Here is an 18,773-nt window from a genome sequence, read left to right on the forward strand (position 1 = left end):
GAGGTGTGGGCGCGGAAGCCCAAGTCACGTGGGTACCAACATTACGAGCGGATGAAGTTTGCCAGCGCGATCAGTTCCGTATAGCGAACCACTAAAGATCAAGATTAAAGTCAAGGTCGCCGGGTTTCGTCCCGGCAGCCGACATACTTTTGACAGGCCGCTCAAAAGTATGCAAAAGCCAGCTTGAACACCTCCTGAACCTGGATCAACCGACAATGCGTCTGTTTCCGTGATGCTTCACGGATTCGGCTCGCCGCCCTTTAGGTCGGCAAATTCTGCAACGCATCACCTTTGATGTAAAACGTTGATAACATGCTCATGTCTCTCTCTATTCCTTCCGTGGTACGTGTAAAGCGGGTGGGCAGTGCCCACCCTACTGAAGTGTGTTATTTAGCAACTAAGCTCTCCCGTTCAGCAGCACCGAACGCAATGAACGTCAGCGCGATGTTTGTCGGCAACCTGTCTGAGCGGTAGCGAGTTTTGCCGACATCGCGATGTAAGAGAATGGAGAGAGGGAACCCGCAAGGGTGCAATGGTCGGGAGTCGATTTTGCGCCACTTTTGTCGACGCAAAATGTGGCCCGAGGTGTGGGCGCGGAAGCCCAAGTCACGTGGGTACCAACATTACGAGCGGATGAAGTTTGCCAGCGCGATCAGTTCCGTATAGCGAACCACTAAAGATCAAGATTAAAGTCAAGGTCGCCGGGTTTCGTCCCGGCAGCCGACATACTTTTGACAGGCCGCTCAAAAGTATGCAAAAGCCAGCTTGAACACCTCCTGGACCTGGATTAACCGACAATGCATCTGTTTCCGTGATGCTTCACGGATTCGGCTCGCCGCCCTTTAGGTCGACGAATCGTGCAACGCATCATTTTTGGCGTAAAACGTTGATAACATGCTCATGTCTCTCTCTATTCCTTCCGTGGTACGTGTAAAGCGGGTGGGCAGTGCCCACCCTACAGAAGTGTGTTATTTAGCAACTAAGCTCTCCCGTTCAGCAGCACCGAACGCAATGAACGTCAGCGCGATGTTTGTCGGCAACCTGTCTGAGCGGTAGCGAGTTTTGCCGACATCGCGATGTAAGAGAATGGAGAGAGGGAACCCGCAAGGGTGCAATGGTCGGGAGTCGATTTTGCCTCCCTTTTGTCGACGCAAAAGGGAGCCGACGTGTGGGCGCGGAAGCCCACGTCATGTGGGTACCAACATTGCGAACGGAAGATGTCTGCCAGAGCAATTCGTTCAAGAACAGGAACCACAGATGGTCATAATCTCCGCCTCTGCCGCATCAAAGAGGCCCGTAAACAAAAAAGCCCCCGCAGAAATCTCTGCAGGGGCTTTTAAGTGTTGCTTTAGCGCCTTTTAGCGCGGGCTACCAAGACCATCTGACTTGATCGTGATAGTTTCTTCCCACTCTTTCCACAATTGAGCAGAAGTCCGCTTGTTGCCGAAAGGCAGGTACCACAGCTCAACGGTGACGTCCATCTCGCGCTCGAGAGTTTCTCGTACCATTTTGCCGGCAGCATTTTTTACGTCATCCGTGGGGAAGAAGATGTCGAAACGCTCTTCAACTTCTTTTCCTGGAGGAAGACAGGTGTCTTCGATGATGCCGCTCTTTTCGTAAGGTCCACGACCCATGATGTCGCTGCGACCGAACTGCTGAGGCGTCGGCATGTAGATGATGTCTTTGGTGAAAATTTCCCCTTCTTCTTCAGTTGTTGCACGTACCGACAGAACCAGTCGGTTAGGGGTCGGTCAGCCATCAGGGATTGCGTGGCCGGCACGGTTGGTCATTTTCACTTTCAGGACGGTTTTCGGAGTCAGCTTGCTGCCATCACGCCAGCGGGTGGCAAAGGCTTCGACGTCGAAGTCAACAGCCATTTCCTGCATGGTGGGATCGCTGTAGCTCAGGATCTTGTGACCCAGGCCGGATTTCTCCATGTGGCATTCCTGGCAACGCTCGTGGCCACCTTCAGCGGTGTAAGACCACAGGTAGCTGCCGTACAGGGTGGCGCACTGGGTGGGGTTTTCCAGCTCGAAGTTGGGGCCGAGACCGTGGCACTGACCACAGAAGATCGACTCGTTCATGATCGGGCTGACCTTCATTTTGGTGAAGTGCTCGTCTTCGTGCTCACCTTCGTTGAAGCCATAAACGGTATCGCTTTGCGGATAACCGTCGGTCCACTTGTGAGTGATGGCCATGCGGTTGTGACAGATCAGGCAGTTGATGTTGAGGGCCAGCAGAGTTTCCTCGTACTTGGCGCGCTCGTCAGCTTTGCCGGCTTTGGCGGCATCGTACCAGCTGTTGAGAGTTTCAACCAGCTCAACGGCAACGCTGTCTTCGGCGTCAGCCAGTTGCGGCAGGTGGCACTTGGCGCAGCCCATCAGGTGCTCAACCTTAACGTCTTCCGGACCATTAACACCGGAGTACGCCCAGGACATGAAACCGTTTTTCATAGCGGTGATCATGGTGGCAGCGGTGCGGCCGGTGCCGTACATGGGACGAGCGTGGGGAGATGCCGCCCAGTCGTCGTGAATCTCTTCGTGACAGTCGATGCAGGCGGTCGAGTCATACATCTCGATCAGCTCTGCCAGGGTCTTGGCTTTGCCTTTGGTGGCTGCGATGGTGCCGTCACGACCAACGCCGGCGCCAATGGCGAAGACGCAGGTGGCGCTGAGCAGCACGATCAGCAGCGAAAGGCTGATACTTCTAAGTCGATTCATTGTGATATCCTATGGATGTGCGTGTAAAAAAGACCCTCACTGGGGATGAGGGTCCCTAGATGCAAGCTAAGAGTATGAAATTCTTAGCAACCAGTCAGCATATCGTTGCCGCCGGAAGGTGCGGCAGCAGCGCCTTTTTCGATATCCATCTCAACTTTGTCGCCTTTGGAGATTTTTTTAGCGTCAGAGCGGGAAACTTCTACTGTTACTTTGCTACCGCGAACTTTAACAACTTCGCCATCGACGCTGGCGAAAGCAGCAGAGCACAGGCCACCGATAAATGCAGCAGTAGCCATCAGAACGATCATTTTTTTCATGTTGTTTCTCCTCTAGTTGAATTAAAAGTGACAACGAACTTCTACCTAAACTGCCCACAGGCAGAACAAATAATCATATATATTAATATAATAGAACTCTATTATCAAGCCAAAGAATGATCGTTCGACCTTTTCATCCTAACCATCCGGCATCATACGGATAATCAGAAAACGGCCAGCCAATTTTAAACAAAAAAGGTAAATAATACCTCTTGTTAGGCGGCGCGTATACATCCTGACTATCAAGAATTGTAAGCCGTGTCAAGAAAAGTCGGATTATAGAATGAGTTTTCATTTTAATGATACACGCACATCAAAGTTAGATCTGGTGCGGCTTTGAACAGGGTAGTACAACCGGGAATGACTGGATTTTTCATCGATCTGCGTTAGTATAGACATAGACGTTCTTTCTCTTAAGTCACGCGCCGCAAGGCGGGATGGATCATGGATAATAAACACCCCAGTACCGCAAGTGAAGCCACGTTCCAAGGTCACGTTGTTGCGATTCGCGGCAGTGTTGTCGATGTGTTTTTTCCCGAGCATCTTCCGGAGATCCACACGTTACTCCACTGCCCTGACCTGGAGAACATTATCCTCGAAGTCGCTTCGCAACTCGACGCTTCTCATGTGCGAGCCATGGCTTTAACCCCGACCCAGGGATTGGCCCGCCAGATGGTCGTCACTCACAACGGCACGCCCTTGCAGGCTCCGGTGGGCCACGCCATCCTGTCGCGCATGTTCGATGTGTTCGGCAACCCCATTGACCGTAAACCGCCTGCCGAGAATCTGCAATGGCGCTCGGTCCACCAACCGTCTCCGCCGTTGAGTCAACGTTCTACCGAACCTGAAGTTTTTGAAACCGGCATTAAGGTTATTGATGTGTTGACACCTTTGGAGCGCGGCGGAAAAACCGGCTTGTTCGGCGGCGCCGGTGTCGGAAAAACCGTGCTACTCACCGAAATGATTCACAACATGGTTCATCAGCATGAAGGGGTGAGCCTGTTCTGCGGCATTGGCGAACGCTGTCGTGAAGGGGAGGAACTGTATCGGGATATGCAACAAGCTGGCGTGCTCGACAACATGGCAATGATCTTCGGCCAGATGAACGAGCCGCCGGGCAGCCGCTTCCGCGTGGGTCACGCCGCCCTGACCATGGCCGAATATTTTCGCGATGATGAGCACCGCGACGTGTTGTTGCTCATCGACAACATCTTCCGCTTTATCCAAGCCGGTTCGGAGATCTCCGGGCTGATGGGCCAGATGCCGTCGCGTCTCGGTTACCAGCCGACTCTGAGCACCGAGCTGTCGCAACTGCAGGAACGCATTGCCAACACCGAGACCGGAGCGATCACCTCGATTCAGGCGGTGTATGTACCGGCGGATGATTTTACCGATCCGGCGGCAGTACATACCTTCTCGCACCTGTCCGCGTCTGTCGTCCTGTCGCGCAAGCGGGCCAGCGAAGGGCTGTACCCGGCCATCGACCCGCTGCAGTCCAATTCAAAAATGGCCAATCCATCGATTGTCGGCCACCATCACGACGCCATCGCCCGCCAGGTGCGTCAGACCCTGGCCCAGTATGAGGAGATGAAAGATATCATCGCCATGCTCGGCCTTGAACAGTTGTCACAAAAGGATCGGGCCATTGTCTCCAAGGCACGCCGCCTGGAACGCTTTCTCACTCAGCCGTTCTTCACCACCGAGCAGTTCAGCGGCATGAGCGGAAAACTGGTCAATCGTGAGCAGGCACTGGAGGGGTGTCAGCAGATTCTCGCCGGTGAGTTTGACGACTGCCCGGAGCAGGCCCTGTACATGGTCGGCACCATCGAGGAAGCGCGCGAAAAATGGCAGACCATTCAGGAGAAGCAACAGGGAGGTGACGATGAAACTTAGCATTTTACTGCCGTCTCGCATCTTCGCCAGCCATGACAACGTCGGCCACCTTGTTGTTGAGACTCCTAATGGCGCTCTGGGTTTTCTGCCGCGGCGGCGCGACTGTATCACACCGATCAGCGCGGGAATTCTCACCTATCGCCACGACGACGGCGTGGAACGGTATGTGGCCACGGATACCGGCATTCTGGTTAAAACCGGTCTGGAGGTATCGGTGTCGGTGCGCCATGCCGTGGCCAGTGATGATCTCGACGAACTGCAACAGATTGTCCGCGAAGAATTTTTACAACTCACGGAACGGGAGCAGAATGTGCGCATGTTGTTCGCTAAAATCGAAAGCGGTTTTATCCGTCGGCTGGCGGAGTATCGCCATGAGTGATCGCAAGCCACATCAGGAGCGCTTTCACGAAACCGTTGATCGCAAAGCCCAGCGCAAGCGCACGGAGCAGATCCGCAATCAACAACCACTGTGGAGCGGCTTCAGCCTGTTCGGCATTGTCGGCTGGTCCGTGGCAATACCGACATTGGTGGCCATTGCCGTGGGCATCTGGCTGGACCGCCATGTGCAAGGCGGCCCATCGTGGACGTTGACGCTGCTGCCCATCGGCATCGGCCTTGGCTGTCTGGCGGCCTGGCGCTGGGTCTCCCACGAAGAGCAGCAGATTCACCATCAGCCGGAGACGCAAGAGGAGGACAATGATGACCAGTGACTGGTTGGGTGGCGCATTAGCCGTCAGTGTCGGCTTTATCCTCGGCCTGATCTTCTTTGCCGGGTTGTGGTGGACCGTGAAACGGGCCGTCACTTCGCCGCATCCGGCACTGTGGTTTATCGGCAGCATGCTGATTCGGGTGGCTATCACCCTGGTGGGCTTTTACTGGGTCAGTGCTGATCAATGGTGGCGGTTGTTACTCTGCACCGCCGGGTTTATCGTGGCGCGGCCGGTGGTATCACGCACTGTCAACCAACCCGACACAGGCAGGAGGACACCATGCAATTAAGCTCCGATGCCGTCATTTTCTGGAGCCATGGCTGGTTTAATCTCAACCTGACCATTGTCACCACCTGGGTGCTGATGGTGGTACTGGTCGGGGGAAGCTGGCTGCTGACACGGCGTCTGGCCCAACAAGACCGTCATACCCGGCTGCAGGCATTACTGGAGATGATTATCATTGCCATGGTCGACCTGCTCAAGGACGCCGGGCTGAAACCGGCCCGCCACTATCTGCCGCTGATCGGGACCCTGTTCATCTTTATCGCCCTATCCAACCTGCTGGTGATCATTCCCGGCTATCAGGCGCCGACCGGCTCGCTGTCAACCACCACGGCTCTGGCGGTGATCGTGTTTGTCGCTGTGCCTTATTACGGCATTCGCTCCCAGGGCGTCAGGGACTATCTGGCCTCGTATCTCAAGCCGGTATGGATCATGTTGCCGTTTAACCTCATCGGTGAGCTGTCGCGCACTCTGGCTCTGGCGGTGCGCCTGTTCGGCAACATGATGAGCGGTGCCATGATCGGTGCGATTTTACTGATGATCGCACCGTTGATTTTTCCGTTATTAATGAATCTGCTCGGTCTGCTCACCGGCATGGTTCAAGCGTACATTTTCTCGGTTTTGGCCATCGTTTATATTGCTGCGGCCATCCGAATTCATCCTCAATAGGTGTTTCTTTCAGGAGGAGTTATGGAAGCGCAAACCTGGATCGCTATGATCTCCATTTTCACTGCCGGTATCACCATCGCCATCGGCTCCATCGGCTCGGCACTTGGCGAAGGACGCGCTGTGGCCTCGGCCTTGACATCCCTGGCCCAGCAGCCCGATTCCGCTTCGACCATTACCCGCACCCTGTTTGTCGGTTTGGCCATGGTTGAATCAACGGCTATTTACTGTTTTGTCGTGTCGATGATCGTGCTGTTCGCCAATCCGTTCTGGAACCATTTCCTGGAGGCGGCAGGAGGGTAACGCCATGCTATTGGATACCTTTACCATCATTGCCCAGCTGATCAATTTCCTGATCCTGGTCTGGCTGCTCAAGCGTTTTCTCTACAAACCGCTGCTGGACGCCATCGACAAACGTGAGCAACGGTTGCGTGACAAACAGCAGGAAGCCGAACAGCGTGAGCAACAGGCCCAAGAGCTGCAAAAACAACTCATCGCGCAGCGCGAAGAGCTGGAACAAAATCGTCAGCAGGCACTGGATGACATCCGCACCGAAGCGGCAACACTGAAGCAACACCTCAGTGAACAAGTGCGCCGCGACGTCGACAACAAGCGGCAGGTCTGGCATGACCAGTTATGCTCCGAACAGGAAGCGGAAAGCCTGCGCATCCACCAACGCATTGAAAATGAACTGCTGTCATCGTTGCAGCACATGCTCGAACAGCTTGCTGACCGCTCTCTGGAACAACAGAGTCTGCGGGTGTTCATGGACAAACTCCACCACCTCGACGACACAGAAAAGCAGGAACTGACAACGGCGCTGGCCAGCGCATCAAAACCACCTCGTCTGGTCACCAGCGCACCACTCGAGGATCAGGAGCAACAGTGGATCTCTGAACAACTGCACCAGGCCCTCGACTGTAAAAATGTGGTGTTTGAAACTCAGGCTGACTTGCTATGCGGTGCCGAACTGCTGACTGACGGCCATAAAGTCAGTTGGACGCTGGCCAGCCAATTGGCCGATCTGTCGGATCACTTGCGCCAGACCCATGCCTCGTCACAGCCTTGTGACGACAACACGGAGCAGGACAATGAGTGATCTTTTTCAGCAATGGATCGATTCGGCCTGCACCCACCTCAAACAGGGCGTGGATGCGTTACCGGATCACGTGGCCATCCGTGAATCGGGCCGCGTCACCACGGTTTCCACCGGCATTGCCAAAATCAACGGCTTGCCCGGTGTCGGTGCCGAGGAACGGGTTGAGTTTCCCCATGGTATTGAAGGAATTGCCTTCAATGTCGATGCCGACGAAGTCGGCGTGGTGCTGCTCGGTGATTATCAATATCTGCATACCGGCGATGAAGCACGACGCTCGGGGCGGGTCATGGATGTCCCCGTGGGCGAGACGCTGATCGGCCGGGTGATCAACCCACTGGGTGCGCCCCTCGACCAACAGGGGCCGGTCAACAATCAGCACCGCCTGCCCATTGAACGTCCGGCTCCGGCCATTATGGAACGGGCTCCGGTCACCACGCCGTTGCATACCGGCATCAAGGTGGTTGATGCCCTGGTACCCATCGGTCGCGGCCAGCGTGAGCTGATCCTCGGCGACCGCCAAACCGGCAAAACCGCCATCGCCATCGACACCATCCTCAACCAGAAGGGGAAAAATGTCCGCTGCGTCTACTGCGCCATCGGCCAGCGCTCCGCTGCCGTGGCACGGGTTATCGCCGAGCTGGAACGACGCGGCGCCATGGACTACACCGTGGTCATGGTGGCCGAGGGCAACGACCCTCCGGGCCTGTCATACATCGCCCCCTATGCCGCCACCACCATTGCTGAAGAGTTTATGCGCCAGGGCGATGATGTGCTGATTGTTTATGACGACCTGACCCACCACGCCCGCGCCTACCGCGAACTGTCACTATTGCTGCGCCGCCCGCCCGGCCGCGAGGCATTTCCCGGCGACATCTTCTATATCCACTCGCGGCTGCTTGAACGCGCCACCCACCTGCACCCGGACCACGGCGGCGGTTCGCTTACCGCCCTGCCGATTATCGAAACCGAAGCGCAGAACATGTCGGCGTATATCCCCACCAACCTGATCTCCATCACCGACGGACAACTGTATCTATCGCCCACCCTGTTTGAACTCGGCGCGCTGCCGGCCATTGATGTCGGCAAATCGGTGTCGCGGGTGGGCGGCAAAGCCCAACTCGAAGCGTACCGCAGGATTGCCGGTAACCTGAAACTCGCTTATGCCCAGTTTGAAGAACTGGAAACCTTTGCCCGCTTCGGCACCCGGCTCGATGAATCGACTCAGGCCACCATCAACCATGGCCGACGCATTCGCGCCTGCCTGAAACAACAGCAATACAGCCCGGTTTCGGTGATCGAACAGCTGGGCGTGCTGCAGGCTCTCAACAGTGGTCTGTTTGATCCGATTGATGAGGAGAGCATGGCGACCGCCGAACAAACCGTGCGCGATGCCATGAAGGGACTCGATGAGAAGCAACAGCAACAACTGACAGGGGAAGCAACCTTTGACACCGCGGTTATGGACGAGATCACAGCTCTGGCGCGCCGGGCACTGACGGAGAACGCATCATGAGCGACACCCTGCTCGGCCTGCAACGCAAAATCAACAGCGCCACCGATCTCGCCGGAGTAGTGCGCACCATGAAAGCGCTGGCCGCTTCCAGCATCAATCAATACGAAGAAGCTGTAGAATCGTTACGCCATTACGGCCACACGGTTGATCTGGGTCTGAGTGCTTGCCTGCGCGCCCTGCCGGCGAACTTCAAAAACAACCAACAAGACCCGCCACTGACCTTGGTGCTGATCTTCGGCTCAGATCAAGGACTGGTCGGCCAGTTCAATGAAAGTCTGGTGGCCTTTGCCCTGAAAAAACTTCCCAGAAACAAGCCCCGGCATTTGATTGCCATCGGCGAACGGATTGCCGGTCAGCTTGAGACGCACAACCATGCCGCCGATCAAGTGTATCGCATACCGACCAGCGTTGATTCAATCACTGAATTGGGCATTGATCTGCAGCTCGACAATGCCGATCTTAGCCTGACACCGCAACGTCATGGTATGCAGGTCTTTTACAATGCGCCCCATCTCGGCACCACCTATGTCCCGCGCATGCGGACCATCCTGCCGCTCGACCTCGCGTGGCAGGAGGAATTGAGTCGCCTCGACTGGCCATCTTCGGCACTGCCCGAGATCTGCGGCCGCCTTGACGATACCTTCATCGCCTTGCTCAAGGAGTATCTGTTCATCTCGTTTTTTCAGGCATGCGCCGAATCTCTGGCCAGTGAAAACATCTGCCGTTTGACGGCCATGCAACGGGCGGAAAAGAACATTCAGGACCAGCTCGACAGCCTGCAGCGCACCTATCACCGTCGCCGCCAGGACACCATTGACGCCGAGCTGTTCGATGTGACCTTTGGCTTTGAACAGCTCAACCATGAAGGTCGTTGACACCACCAAGGAGACTTCAGGGCTATGCTCTTTGCATTGACACACCGATTGCCGTGGCACCGTTTTGTCATCGTGACCCTGCTGCTGTGTCTGACCGCCTGCACCCCGAGAATCTTCTCCCTGCTAGAACGCAATCTACACGATATGGAAACCCATGGCGTAATTGCCGGAGTGCTTATTCGACCGAATGATAAGGCCCCAGTGTATCTGACCCTGATGGATTCAGACGGAGTCTGTGTCGACACCTTGCGTTTTGGCTCCGATCATTACGCCCTGTTTGCCCCGGTGGAACATGCTTACTGCCTGATGGCTTTTCAGGATCTCAATAACAACGGTCTCTTTGACCAGACCGAACCAGCGGTTTCCACCTGTGACGCCACTCCTCTGGCATTGAGCCGCAATCAACGCAACCTGCGGATCGATCTGACGTTGTCAACGGACCAACAGATCCCGCCACAGATGGCCAAGGTGTGCCCGGTCAAGGAGGCAACACCATCGAAATTGCGTCTGATCGTTGGTGACATCGCGGACTTCGACCGTCCGGAGTTTGGTCCCGAGTTTGCGCACAAAGGGATGTGGGCTCCGGTTGATTTTCTCCGCGAAGCCGGTATCGGCATCTACTTCCTTGAGCCTTATGATCCCCGTAAAATTCCGGTCCTGTTTATCAATGGTGCCGTCGGCTCACCACTGGACTGGCGCCATTTTTACCAGCGCATGGACACCTCCCGCTATCAGGCGTGGTTTTATTTCTATCCATCAGGATTACCTCTGAAACGGTTGACCGAAACACTGGCCGGGATGACGCGCAACCTGCATGACCGGTACAGCTTTAACCACATGGCGGTTGTCGCCCACAGTATGGGAGGACTGATCGGCCGGGGTATTCTGCTCGACCCGGCCATTGCCCAGCAAGATTTCGTCGATGTGTTTGTCTCTTTTTCAGCCCCCTGGGAAGGGCTCGACTCGGCAAAAATCGGCATCAAATACGCTCCGGCAGCGGTGCCCTCCTGGTACGATATAGCCACGGACAGTCCTTATCAGCAGGCCATTTTTAAGCACAAATTACCCGGCAACATTTCCTATTATCTGTTGTTCGGTTACAAAGATACCGCCATACCAATCAAAAGCCTGCTGTTTGATCCTGCCCAGCGTGAAGCGAAACGCATCTTCGGTTACGATGAAGGGCATGTTTCGATTCTTGCCAGCCCACAGGTGATTGATGATTTTTTCTCGATTTTGGATGAGGCGTGGTAGGACAGGGACCGACGTGCGGGCGGCAGCCCGCGTTATATGCGCACTATGCGGTGTGAACGGATGAAGTTTTCCCGCGCGATCTGTTCTAAATGATGAACCACTGAAGCTGAAGCTCAAGATCAAAGTCAAGACCGCCGGGTCTCGTCCCGGCAGCCGACATACTTTTGGCTTGCCGCCCAAAAGTACGCAAAAGCCAGCTTGAACACCTCCTGAACCTGGATTCACCTACACTGAGTCTGTTTCTGTTATGCGTCACAGATTCGGCTCGCCGCCCTTTAGGTCGACGAATCGTGCAACTCATCAGCTTTGGTGTAAAACATTGATAACAGGCTCACGCCTTGCTCTATTCTTTCCGTGGCACCGATCAAACGGGTGGGACGGTGCCCACCCTTGCGGCAAAGTTGTCATTTAGCAGCCAAGCCCTCCCGTTCAGCAGCGCCGAACGAAGAGAACGGTCAGCGCGATGGTTGTCGGCAACCTGTTTGAGCGTCAGCAAGTTTTGCCGACATCGCGGTGTTAGTGAACGTAGAGAGGTAACCCGTAAGGGCGCAATGACGGGAGTCGATTTTGTTCCCCTTTTGTCGACGCAAAAGGGGACCGACGGGCGGGCGCGGAAGCCCGCGTCATGTGGGTACCACCATTGCGGACGGATGAAGTTCGCCGGTGCGCTTCGTTTCAAATGACAAACCACTGAAGATCAAGATCAAAGTCAAGGTCGCCGGGTTTCGTCCCGGCAGCCGACACTGTATCTCTACCCACCCGTTCAGAAGCATCGAACGTCACGTGAGCATATAGCTCAACGTGGAACAGAGCCTTCTGTTACAGCAAAGAAAGATCCGTCCCACATTGGCCATCACACAACGGCTGTCGCTCACTTTTGCCGCAACTGCACAGATAGACCTTCTTCTTTTCCAGCACCTCAAACTGCAACGGCACACTCTTTCCACCCTGATGGTGGCCATCGCAAAACGGCAAGTTCTCGGATCTGCCACAGGTACAACGGTAGTAGGTACCGGGTTCCAAAGTCAGGGCAATGGGCATTCCGGCATCATTATTCATTTTTGACATAAATTCTCTCTTTATCCATAGAGGCAACAATGGGCTTCTGATCGGGTTGAGTATAGCAGCGGTTGATTGTCACCTCAACAACGCGTCATGTGTGCACTGATATCCGCCGGCTTGCCAAAATACATCCAGCTGGTGACCAGCAGATCAACTCCGGTTGCGGCATAGGCAGCAACATTGTCGCCATTAATGCCTCCGGCGGCAATCACCAGCAGGTCGGGAAAATCGCGTTTCAACACCGTCACCATTTCATTGAGCTCTTCGACACTGCATTTATCCAACTGCACACTGTCGGCACCACGGGCCGCCACTTGACGCGCCTGTTGGAGAGTGGTTACTTCCACGCCGATTTTCTTTTCCGGGGCAGCCGCTTTAAGGGCCGGTAAGCGGTCGACGAAACGCTCAAAGCCGATCAGGTCGTAGTGGTGGGCAAAAATCAGTACGCTCTCCCCCAACCCCAAACGATGAGGGATTCCGCCCCCGGCGATCAACGCCTGTTGTGAAAGCCGTCGTGCACCGGGAAATGCCTTACGCGTACCACAAATTCGCGCCACACCTTCCTTTTGTGCTTTGGACACCAGACCGGCGGTGCGCGTGGCAATGCCTCCGGCATATTCGAGCAGATTGAGAGCCACCCGCCAGCCCGCATGAAGGGCCTCGGCATTTCCAGACACCTCCATGAGGGTTTCCCCCGCAGCCAGAGCTTGTCCGCTCTGGGCATGCAACACCACCTCGGCCCCGAGACGACGAAAGACTCCGGCGGCTTCGGTCACGCCAGCCACAGTTGTCTCATGACGCGTGGCAAAGCACATCCGTGCATCAATGGCCGCCATCTCCAGTAAATGCGAGGTGAGGTCCAATCCCGGCACATCCTCTTCAATCCATTGATCCACCATGGTCTGGTTGATAAACACCGCGTCCTCCTCAGAAAAAACGCCCCGCAGTAAACCTGCAGGGCGTATGGTGGGGTTGTTAAGGCCAATCAGGCCAGGGTAAAACCAACAAGGGCTTCGGGAGCCACCACCCGGAAAGTAAATGACTCGGTAATAAACAGATGGATTTCACTGGCGGTATGGCTGTGATAGCCGACCGACAGATCCTGACCAACGGTCAACTCCACATCTCCGCCGCGGCTGGCAGCCAGCAGAGCATCTTTGACCAGTTCAGAATAGATCACCTGACCACCGATCTGTGTTTCGATGATGGAACGCAGAGTTCCGCCGGGAGTGCTGCGGGCAAGGAACTTCCAGATGGTCGGCGAAACGACCAGGTTGGCGCCGCCTTCCACCCCCTCTTTAAGCATACGGGTTTGCCCTTCGGACACAGCATCGACAATCACATCCATATCCAGAGACAGGTCAATCTCTTCCCCTTTGACAGTATCGTGCAGACCGGCAATGGCCGCCGGTTCAAATCCCTGGTAGATGGCCCTTTCCTCAAACAGGGCAATATCGCGACACGCCTGCACCAAAGCATCGAGCTGAATATCCTTGGCACCCCGCTCAATATTATCCAGCTCCCAAGTTTCGAGACTGAAGTTAACCCGCGCTTCCATCAACGGTTGCACTTGATGGAGTCCATAGCCGACATTGCCATCGCTGCTGTCTTTACTCACAGCCAGGCGTCCTAAGGTGACACAGGCATGGCCGATGCCGTGGGGGCCGTCCATATCAATAAATTTGCGCCCGGAAAGGTTAGCCACCAGGGTTTCTCGGGCCATGGTATCAATTTCACTCCACCCTTGCGGACTGATGGGAGCGAGTTCTCGACGTAGTAAATCCATGATTCTTTCTCCTGTCGCGTTAGGGCGCGTTCTCAATAGCGTGAGAACGGACCAAGTTAATGATCACTTTTTCAAACTGCCGATGCCAAGCCCCTGACCGGTAGTCGCGGCCTGTGGCGACGCTTGTTCAGCAGCAGCGCCGTTAAGGAATTCCTCCTCAACTTCCTGGGCGCCTTCCTGATAAAAACGCTCTTCATCAGGGTCCAGCTCCTTGAGCAGGCGAAGAAACTCTCCAGCATGCACTTTTTCCTCATCGGCAACGTCGATAAGAACCTGCTGGGCCAGCACATTGTCGGTGGACTCCGCCAACTGCTGGTAGAGTTGAATGGCTTCGTATTCGGCAGCCACCATAAAACGGATAGCACGCACCAACTCAGCGTGAGTCAGCATGCGATCCTGCTTTAAAACACTGAAAGGATTTCCAAATTCAGGCATCTGCTTCCTCCTTGGGGATTGTCGTTAACAGGGCACATAACTACGATCAGTCCTACGGAATTATCAGTATAACGAACAAACAACGAAGGTAAATCATCCTCACAACGTATAAAACAACACCATCCAGCACTCGTGATTCAGATCACACCGTACACCGTCACCACACGCTTTGTGTGAAAATGGCTCAGCAATCCTGCCATTTCGGCGGCCGTTTTTCGAAAAAGGCGTCCATCCCCTCCTGCTTGTCTTTGGTGGCAAAACACATGCCGAACAATTCAGCTTCGTACCGAATGGCCCTGTCCAAGTCCATCTGCATCCCGTGATAAATCGACTGTTTGATCATGCGGATGGCAGACTGCGGCTTTCCGGCGATGGTCACCGCCAGAGCATGGGCCGCTTCGAGCAATTCATCACCAGGCAGCACCTCATCTACCAGGCCAAATTCCATGGCCTGCTGTGCCGTGATCCGTTCACCGGTAAATATCAGTTTTTTCGCCCGACTGACACCAATCAGGCGCGGCAAGCGCTGGGTACCACCCCAACCGGGCAAAATCCCCAAGTTGATTTCCGGCTGCCCCAGCTGGGCCTTTTCAGCGGCCAGCCGCAGGTCGCAGGCCATGGCCAGTTCACAGCCACCGCCCAGGGCGTAGCCGTTAACGGCAGCAATCACGACCAATGGCGAGCTTTCAATGGTATGAAACAGTTCCGCCACGCCCAGAGCGACCTTACGCGCTTCAATCGGTCCCAGGGTGCGCATTAATGCCACATCACCTCCGGCGCAAAACGCTTTCGGTCCCTGCCCGGTAATGACAACGGCTTTGGCTTCCACTGATTTTTCCAGCTCTTTGATGGTGCGCTTCAGTTCGTCAGCCGTGGCTGGATTGAGGGCGTTCATGGCATCGGGACGATTAATGGTAATATGGGCAACCTGATCACGGCATTCCACCAGCAAATTTGATGTTGTCATAGCGGGTCGGTTTCCTCACTCCGGGAGTCCGTCCCGGTGTCGGGCCGTGGCACATCCAGGCGCACGGCATGGCTAAAAATAACGTGCTAACGGTTCGGGTCCGCCGATCAAGGTTCCACCATTGACCGGCTTCGACATAAACGGCCGTTACAGGTGCGGTTTTACCCATTGAGTGATCTGGGCCGCAGTCATGGCGCCACTGTGGCGGTTCACCTCTTTACCCTGCTTGAACAGCACCAGAGTCGGAATCGAACGGATCTGATAGCGGGCAGCCAGAGCCTGCTCCGCCTCGGTATTGACTTTGGCCAGGCGTAACGCGGGTTCAAGCTGACCGGCTGCACTGGCAAATTGCGGAGCCATGGCTTTGCACGGCCCGCACCACGGTGCCCAGAAATCCACCAACAACGGCAGATCATCCTTTTCCAGGTAGCGCTGAAAACTGCGTTCTCCCAGTGTCAGTGGCGCAGCTGAAAACAACGGTTTATGGCAGCGGCCACATTGCGGCTGCGCCGCAACGCGCTCGCCCGGAATTCGGTTGATCGCGCCACATGCAGCGCAAATTAGATGAATCAATTGTGACATTGTTCACTCCTGTTGTTGCAGCCTGCTATCTACACAGATAAACATGCCTGAGTGGAAAATCAACGATTGTCGGAAAATTGTAATTTTTTTGACACCAGACCTGCCCCAGGCGTATAGTAAAACCCTTTAATTTGTTTCCCATCCACAATGATAGTCATTCCTAAAAGTAATTATCAGGTTCAACTATGCCACTGCTGCCACTTGACGACAATCCCTTTAAAAACGTTAACCACACGGATATGGAACGTCGAAAACGGGCCGAGGTCATCATCAACATCCGCTGGTTGCTGTTAATTTTTGCTGCGGTGGGCAGCGCCCTGATAATTGCGGCTATCCCGTTTGGTGCCGACCTCAATGCGACCCATGTCGCGGTTCTATGCCTGGGTCTCATTGTTCTCACACTCTACAACTGCGGACTGCATCTCCTCAGCCGGACAAACCGTCATCCACTCTGGATCGATCGTGGCCAACTAACCGCCGACACCGTACTGGTCAGCACCCTGATCTTTTTCAGCGGGGCTGAACACAGTTGGCTGTGGCCGCTGTATGTCGTTATTGCCCTTGAGGCCACCTTTTTGTTACGACACCCACGCGAGGTGGTGGTCATAAGCAGTCTGGGCGCAGCTCTGTTTGCAGCGATCCTGTGTGCCGGCAGCTATGGCAATGTCCCGCAATTCAATTTGCATCTGCTCGACAACATCGGACCCCAGCATACGATTGATCGCGTTCTGTTGTGGTTGTGGGCTTGCTTTCTCGGCTGTTCCGCCACACTGATCGGCAGCTCGTTTAATTCCGCTCTGACCAATGAATCGCAGGAGACCCTGTCGCGCGAAAACCAACTTCAGCGTTTTATGGAGAGTGCTCAGGATCTGATCTTCGCCTTTGATGCCGACAACCGTATCCATTATCTCAACGGAGCGGCCCGACAGCGCCTTGATGTTGATATTTCCGGCCCAGCTCTGCACGTCGATCAGATCCTTGACGAGTCCGAGCTGCCGCGCTGGAACAGTAAAACCTGCCTGCTCACCGTAGGCACCCCGTTTGAACCAACTTCATTTCGTCTGCGCAGTGCAGCAGGACATGAGCTACCCGTTGATTGCCGCATCAGCACTGCGGCCGATGGCGGCACAATCCTGCACTGGGTAGTCTGCCGCGACCTTTCGACTCAACTTGAAAATGAAAAGCGCCTCTACAACTTGTCCAACTTTGATCAACTGACCGGACTGACCAACCGTCAGGAGTTTTCAGAACAAGCGACCAACGCCATGCGCCTGACCAAGCGCCTGCAACAACAGATGGCTGTGGCCTTGATCTCCATCGATCACCTCAAAGTGATCAATGAAACTCTGACCAGCGAAGTTGGCGACAGCCTGCTGCGCGAATTCAGCGTCCGCTTGAGTCAGGGCGTGCGAGAAACCGACCTGGTCGGTCGACTTTCCGGAAATCAGTTTGCTGTCGCTTTCACCAATATCGACGACATCCAGTCCATTGAGCAGGTGATGACGAAACTGCGCAAGAAACTCAGCCAGCCGATGACCATTGGTGATCAGGAAATGTTTGTCACCTCCAGCGCCGGTCTCAGCATTTATCCCGGCGACGCCCTGAGTGTTGAAGCTCTGCTCAAAAAAGCCAATAGCGCCCGGTATTATGTGCGCGCGCACGGTGGCAACAAGCACCAGTTTTATGCCCCGGAGATGGATGAAGACATTAAAAACCGTCTGGAAATGATCAACGGTCTGCACAACGCGCTGGTACGTGATGAACTGCAACTCTCCTACCAGCCCAAAGTTAATCTGGCCGAGGGAGAATTTCACTCCGTGGAAGTTTTGCTACGCTGGAGCCACCCCACTCTGGGACAGGTCTCACCAAGTGACTTTATCCCCATGGCCGAGGAATCGGGCATGATCGGCGAGTTGACGCTGTGGGTTCTGCGCCAGGCCTGCCTGCAGGTTCATGCCTGGCAAAAACAGGGGTTGCCGCCGATTCGGGTCGCGGTCAATGTGTCCGGCCATCAGTTGCAAAGCAGCGATTTCATCACCGCGCTTACGGATCTGCTCAATGAAACCGGCCTTGACCCGCAATGGCTGGAGATCGAGATCACTGAATCGGTGCTGATGCAAAGCCCGACAGCGGCTATTGCCACCCTGAACAAGCTGCGCAAACTCGGGATTCATCTGGCCATTGATGACTTTGGCACCGGCTATTCGTCGCTGGCTTATCTCAAACGGTTCCCGGTCCACTCCCTGAAAATTGATCGCTCGTTTATCAAAGATATCGAGCAGAGCGAGCGTTACGCCACCATCACATCGTCCATTATCGAAATGGGCAAATCACTGCACCTGACTGTGATTGCCGAAGGAGTGGAAACCCTTGGCCAAATGGCCTTTCTTAAAGAACAGAACTGCGATGAGATCCAAGGTTTTCTCTACAGCATGCCGGTCAATGCCGACGAGATCGTCCGCCTGAAAACCAATCTGCAGGATCAAACCTGCCCGCTGAGTGCCGTTGCCACCTCCTGATTTTTTCGCCACCGGCGAAGCTATTCGACAAATCAGCGCCAACGTGGCATGCTCAACCCACCCTCTTCAACACCAACCCGGAAGCCTGACCCA

General features: G+C 55.0%; 19 protein-coding genes. 11 read left to right on the forward strand and 8 right to left on the reverse strand.

Going from position 1 to position 18,773, the window contains the following annotated elements; genetic code table 11:
* Nucleotides 1-1,358: 1,358 nt before the first annotated feature.
* Both extKL and extJ read right to left on the reverse strand, forming a co-directional pair.
* Complete coding sequence (gene extKL / locus DACE_RS03845) at nt 1,359-2,720, reverse strand: multiheme c-type cytochrome (seleno)protein ExtKL (protein WP_272940847.1); 1,362 nt, start codon at nt 2,718-2,720, stop codon at nt 1,359-1,361.
* A gap of 83 nt (nt 2,721-2,803) precedes the next feature.
* Nucleotides 2,804-3,037, reverse strand: a complete 234-nt coding sequence (gene extJ, locus DACE_RS03850; RefSeq protein WP_005998468.1) for a selenite/tellurite reduction operon protein ExtJ — start codon at nt 3,035-3,037, stop codon at nt 2,804-2,806.
* A 444-nt stretch (nt 3,038-3,481) separates the two neighbouring features.
* Here extJ and atpD point away from each other — a divergent pair, with 444 nt between their 5' ends.
* From atpD to DACE_RS17010, 10 genes are read left to right on the forward strand one after another with little or no spacing between them, the layout of a single operon-like run.
* Nucleotides 3,482-4,930 (forward strand): F0F1 ATP synthase subunit beta, encoded by a 1,449-nt coding sequence (gene atpD / locus DACE_RS03855; RefSeq protein WP_005998469.1) that lies wholly within the window; start codon nt 3,482-3,484, stop codon nt 4,928-4,930.
* On the forward strand, nt 4,920-5,309 hold the full coding sequence (locus DACE_RS03860) for a F0F1 ATP synthase subunit epsilon (protein WP_005998470.1): 390 nt from the start codon (nt 4,920-4,922) through the stop codon (nt 5,307-5,309). The genes atpD and DACE_RS03860 overlap by 11 nt, the downstream gene beginning before the upstream one ends.
* Nucleotides 5,302-5,640, forward strand: coding sequence for an AtpZ/AtpI family protein (locus DACE_RS03865; RefSeq protein WP_005998471.1), 339 nt, complete (start codon nt 5,302-5,304; stop codon nt 5,638-5,640). Before DACE_RS03860 ends, DACE_RS03865 begins: the two co-directional genes overlap by 8 nt.
* A complete protein-coding gene (locus tag DACE_RS03870) occupies nt 5,627-5,929 on the forward strand; it encodes an ATP synthase subunit I (RefSeq protein WP_198912592.1) in 303 nt (100 codons plus the stop codon). The genes DACE_RS03865 and DACE_RS03870 overlap by 14 nt, the downstream gene beginning before the upstream one ends.
* The gene (locus DACE_RS03875; RefSeq protein WP_005998474.1) at nt 5,920-6,591 is read left to right on the forward strand and encodes a F0F1 ATP synthase subunit A; all 672 of its coding nucleotides are present in this window, start codon (nt 5,920-5,922) and stop codon (nt 6,589-6,591) included. Before DACE_RS03870 ends, DACE_RS03875 begins: the two co-directional genes overlap by 10 nt.
* Nucleotides 6,592-6,612: 21 nt before the next feature.
* On the forward strand, nt 6,613-6,891 hold the full coding sequence (locus DACE_RS03880; RefSeq protein WP_005998476.1) for a F0F1 ATP synthase subunit C: 279 nt from the start codon (nt 6,613-6,615) through the stop codon (nt 6,889-6,891).
* A 4-nt stretch (nt 6,892-6,895) separates the two neighbouring features.
* Entirely contained in the window at nt 6,896-7,687 is a 792-nt protein-coding gene (locus tag DACE_RS03885) for a F0F1 ATP synthase subunit B family protein (RefSeq protein WP_005998478.1), read from the forward strand.
* Nucleotides 7,680-9,200 carry an alternate F1F0 ATPase, F1 subunit alpha gene (locus DACE_RS03890; RefSeq protein WP_005998479.1) on the forward strand — a complete coding sequence of 507 codons (1,521 nt, stop codon included), beginning with the start codon at nt 7,680-7,682 and terminating at the stop codon, nt 9,198-9,200. Before DACE_RS03885 ends, DACE_RS03890 begins: the two co-directional genes overlap by 8 nt.
* Nucleotides 9,197-10,075, forward strand: a complete 879-nt coding sequence (locus DACE_RS03895; protein ID WP_005998480.1) for a F0F1 ATP synthase subunit gamma — start codon at nt 9,197-9,199, stop codon at nt 10,073-10,075. The genes DACE_RS03890 and DACE_RS03895 overlap by 4 nt, the downstream gene beginning before the upstream one ends.
* A gap of 24 nt (nt 10,076-10,099) precedes the next feature.
* Nucleotides 10,100-11,329, forward strand: a complete 1,230-nt coding sequence (locus DACE_RS17010; protein ID WP_005998481.1) for an alpha/beta hydrolase family protein — start codon at nt 10,100-10,102, stop codon at nt 11,327-11,329.
* A gap of 819 nt (nt 11,330-12,148) precedes the next feature.
* On the opposite strand, the gene DACE_RS03905 is transcribed toward DACE_RS17010, so the two are convergent.
* The 6 genes from DACE_RS03905 to trxC form a co-directional block, all read right to left on the reverse strand.
* On the reverse strand, nt 12,149-12,397 hold the full coding sequence (locus DACE_RS03905; RefSeq protein ID WP_040366179.1) for a CDGSH iron-sulfur domain-containing protein: 249 nt from the start codon (nt 12,395-12,397) through the stop codon (nt 12,149-12,151).
* Nucleotides 12,398-12,471: 74 nt separating this feature from the next.
* Nucleotides 12,472-13,308 (reverse strand): ModD protein, encoded by an 837-nt coding sequence (modD, locus tag DACE_RS03910; protein WP_005998483.1) that lies wholly within the window; start codon nt 13,306-13,308, stop codon nt 12,472-12,474.
* Between the two features lie 68 nt (nt 13,309-13,376).
* Complete coding sequence (locus tag DACE_RS03915) at nt 13,377-14,177, reverse strand: family 1 encapsulin nanocompartment shell protein (protein ID WP_005998484.1); 801 nt, start codon at nt 14,175-14,177, stop codon at nt 13,377-13,379.
* A 63-nt stretch (nt 14,178-14,240) separates the two neighbouring features.
* The gene (locus DACE_RS03920) at nt 14,241-14,612 is read right to left on the reverse strand and encodes a ferritin family protein (RefSeq protein WP_005998485.1); all 372 of its coding nucleotides are present in this window, start codon (nt 14,610-14,612) and stop codon (nt 14,241-14,243) included.
* A gap of 184 nt (nt 14,613-14,796) precedes the next feature.
* Nucleotides 14,797-15,579 (reverse strand): enoyl-CoA hydratase/isomerase family protein, encoded by a 783-nt coding sequence (locus DACE_RS03925; RefSeq protein WP_005998486.1) that lies wholly within the window; start codon nt 15,577-15,579, stop codon nt 14,797-14,799.
* A 147-nt stretch (nt 15,580-15,726) separates the two neighbouring features.
* Nucleotides 15,727-16,161, reverse strand: a complete 435-nt coding sequence (gene trxC / locus DACE_RS03930; RefSeq protein WP_005998487.1) for a thioredoxin TrxC — start codon at nt 16,159-16,161, stop codon at nt 15,727-15,729.
* Between the two features lie 185 nt (nt 16,162-16,346).
* Between trxC and DACE_RS17015 the strand changes: the two genes are divergently transcribed.
* Nucleotides 16,347-18,680: a putative bifunctional diguanylate cyclase/phosphodiesterase gene (locus DACE_RS17015; RefSeq protein ID WP_005998489.1), complete on the forward strand. Its 2,334-nt coding sequence runs from the start codon at nt 16,347-16,349 to the stop codon at nt 18,678-18,680.
* The last annotated feature ends 93 nt before the right edge of the window (nt 18,681-18,773 follow it).

This window comes from Desulfuromonas acetoxidans DSM 684 (assembly GCF_000167355.1).
In the GTDB taxonomy this organism is placed as follows: Bacteria; Desulfobacterota; Desulfuromonadia; order Desulfuromonadales; family Desulfuromonadaceae; genus Desulfuromonas; species Desulfuromonas acetoxidans.

Bases quoted from the DNA above. Each gene is read 5' to 3' on its own strand.
- extJ (WP_005998468.1), bottom strand. From the start codon at position 3,037: ATGAAAAAAATGATCGTTCTGATGGCTACTGCTGCATTTATCGGTGGC.
- atpD (WP_005998469.1), top strand. From the start codon at position 3,482: ATGGATAATAAACACCCCAGTACCGCAAGTGAAGCCACGTTCCAAGGT.
- DACE_RS03860 (WP_005998470.1), top strand. From the start codon at position 4,920: ATGAAACTTAGCATTTTACTGCCGTCTCGCATCTTCGCCAGCCATGAC.
- DACE_RS03865 (WP_005998471.1), top strand. From the start codon at position 5,302: ATGAGTGATCGCAAGCCACATCAGGAGCGCTTTCACGAAACCGTTGAT.
- DACE_RS03870 (WP_198912592.1), top strand. From the start codon at position 5,627: ATGATGACCAGTGACTGGTTGGGTGGCGCATTAGCCGTCAGTGTCGGC.
- DACE_RS03875 (WP_005998474.1), top strand. From the start codon at position 5,920: ATGCAATTAAGCTCCGATGCCGTCATTTTCTGGAGCCATGGCTGGTTT.
- DACE_RS03880 (WP_005998476.1), top strand. From the start codon at position 6,613: ATGGAAGCGCAAACCTGGATCGCTATGATCTCCATTTTCACTGCCGGT.
- DACE_RS03885 (WP_005998478.1), top strand. From the start codon at position 6,896: ATGCTATTGGATACCTTTACCATCATTGCCCAGCTGATCAATTTCCTG.
- DACE_RS03890 (WP_005998479.1), top strand. From the start codon at position 7,680: ATGAGTGATCTTTTTCAGCAATGGATCGATTCGGCCTGCACCCACCTC.
- DACE_RS03895 (WP_005998480.1), top strand. From the start codon at position 9,197: ATGAGCGACACCCTGCTCGGCCTGCAACGCAAAATCAACAGCGCCACC.
- DACE_RS17010 (WP_005998481.1), top strand. From the start codon at position 10,100: ATGCTCTTTGCATTGACACACCGATTGCCGTGGCACCGTTTTGTCATC.
- DACE_RS03905 (WP_040366179.1), bottom strand. From the start codon at position 12,397: ATGTCAAAAATGAATAATGATGCCGGAATGCCCATTGCCCTGACTTTG.
- DACE_RS03915 (WP_005998484.1), bottom strand. From the start codon at position 14,177: ATGGATTTACTACGTCGAGAACTCGCTCCCATCAGTCCGCAAGGGTGG.
- DACE_RS03920 (WP_005998485.1), bottom strand. From the start codon at position 14,612: ATGCCTGAATTTGGAAATCCTTTCAGTGTTTTAAAGCAGGATCGCATG.
- DACE_RS03925 (WP_005998486.1), bottom strand. From the start codon at position 15,579: ATGACAACATCAAATTTGCTGGTGGAATGCCGTGATCAGGTTGCCCAT.
- trxC (WP_005998487.1), bottom strand. From the start codon at position 16,161: ATGTCACAATTGATTCATCTAATTTGCGCTGCATGTGGCGCGATCAAC.
- DACE_RS17015 (WP_005998489.1), top strand. From the start codon at position 16,347: ATGCCACTGCTGCCACTTGACGACAATCCCTTTAAAAACGTTAACCAC.